At 59.7% G+C, this 2,177-nt stretch carries 1 protein-coding gene; it reads right to left on the reverse strand.

The window, feature by feature from the left end; all coding sequences use genetic code 11:
• On the reverse strand, positions 1 to 2,065 hold a 2,065-nt coding region (treS, locus tag ACXRVY_RS25405), incomplete at its 3' end, for a maltose alpha-D-glucosyltransferase (RefSeq protein ID WP_458238569.1).
• Between the last annotated feature and the right edge of the window lie 112 nt (positions 2,066 to 2,177).

Consider the following 2,177-nt stretch of genomic DNA (forward strand, 5'->3'; position numbering starts at 1 on the left):
GTCCACGCCGTACCCGCGACAACGCCAACTGCTGCGGCAACGGAGTACCGACCTGATCCTCGGAAATAAAGCCGAACGGCAACTGGTAGCGACTGACCTGGCCAGCACTGGTGACATTGATCTCACTGAACAGCACCGGATGCTGCGGATCGCCGAAACGCACGCCATAGGCCAGATCGACCCGTTCAATGGCGGCGTCCTTGCCGGCGAACCAGCGGCGATTCTGCAACCAGTTCGRCAGGATGCTTTGCTCCAGCATGGTGCGTGACGGCGCTTCGAGCAGCTCTTCCATGCGTTTTTTCAGCACCAGCGTGGTGAAGTCCGGCAGGCTTTGTGCGGGCTCCACGTGCCAGCTCGGCATCTGGTTTTCCGCGGCGAGGCCGAACCAGTAAAAGCCGTAGGGCGCCAGCGTCAGGAGGAAATTCAGCTGGCCGATCGGCGGGAACGCGTTACCCCCGAGCATTTCCACCGGCACCATGCCGACGTAGGCCGACAAATCCAGCTCGGCGGCCTGGGCACTGCGCGACACATTGGCCACGCACAGAATGACTTCGTGCTTGCCATCCACCCCGGTGTATTCACGGGTGTAGGCCAGAATCCGTCGGTTGCTGGGTGAAAGCATCCTCAACGTACCGCGCCCGAAGGCCTTGGATTGCTTGCGCACGGCAAGCATGCGCCGGGTCCAGTTCAACAGCGAATGCGGGTCGCCAGCCTGGGTTTCGACGTTGACCGACAGGTAGCCATATTGCGGGTCCATGATCGGTGGCAGCACCAGGCTGGCCGGGTCGGCGCGGGAGAAACCGCCGTTGCGGTCGATGGACCATTGCATCGGCGTGCGTACGCCGTCGCGGTCACCGAGGTAGATGTTGTCGCCCATGCCGATTTCATCGCCGTAGTACAGGGTTGGCGTGCCGGGCATCGACAGTAGCAGGCTATTGAGCAGCTCGACCCGACGGCGGTCGCGCTCCACCAAAGGCGCCAGACGGCGGCGAATCCCCAGATTGATCCGCGCCCTGCGGTCGGCAGCGTAGTAATTCCACAGGTAGTCGCGCTCCTTGTCGGTGACCATCTCCAGGGTCAGCTCATCGTGGTTGCGCAGGAAAATCGCCCACTGGCAATTGGCCGGAATATCCGGGGTCTGGCGCAGAATGTCGGTAATCGGGAAGCGATCTTCCTGAGCCAGCGCCATGTACATGCGCGGCATCAACGGAAAGTGAAAGGCCATGTGGCATTCGTCGCCATTCAAGCCTTTTTTATCGGTGTCACCGAAGTACAACTGGGTGTCCTCCGGCCATTGATTGGCCTCGGCCAGCAGCATGCGATCGGGGTAGTTGGCGTCGATTTCGGCGCGGATCTTTTTCAGGACGTCGTGGGTTTCCGGCAGGTTCTCGTTGTTGGTACCGTCGCGTTCGATCAGATAAGGAATGGCGTCCAGGCGCAAGCCGTCGATGCCCATGTCGAGCCAGTAACGCATCACCGACAGCACCGCCTTCATGACTTGCGGGTTATCGAAATTCAGGTCCGGCTGGTGGGAGTAGAAGCGGTGCCAGAAGTATTGGCCGGCGACCGGGTCCCAGGTCCAGTTGGACTTTTCGGTGTCGAGGAAAATGATGCGGGTGCCGTCGTATTTCTGATCGTCATCGGACCACACGTAGAAGTCCCGGGCGGCCGAACCCTTTTTGGCCTTGCGTGCGCGCTGGAACCACGGGTGCTGGTCGGAAGTGTGGTTGATGACCAGTTCGGTGATCACCCGCAGGCCGCGTTTGTGTGCCTCGGCAATGAAACGCCTGGCATCGGCCATGGTGCCGTAGTCACTGTGCACGCCGCGATACTCGGCGATGTCGTAACCGTCATCGCGCCGTGGCGAGGGATAGAACGGCAACAACCAGATGGTGTTGACCCCAAGGTCGGCGATGTAGTCGAGCTTGGCGATGAGGCCGGGAAAATCGCCAATTCCGTCGTTGTTGGAGTCGAAATACGATTTGACATGAACTTGATAGATCACCGCGTCCTTGTACCAGAGCGGGTCCTTGATGAACGTGGCTGCCTTGGGTTTCTTCGCCATGTGAAACTCCTGGTGAATTCGAAAGTTCCGCCGGGCTGATCACTCGAGTCAAACGCAATGAGATTTCTGTGGGAGCGAGCTTGCTCGCGATGACAATTGAACATTCAACAAA

Source organism: Pseudomonas sp. P5_A2_2 (genome assembly GCF_054177685.1).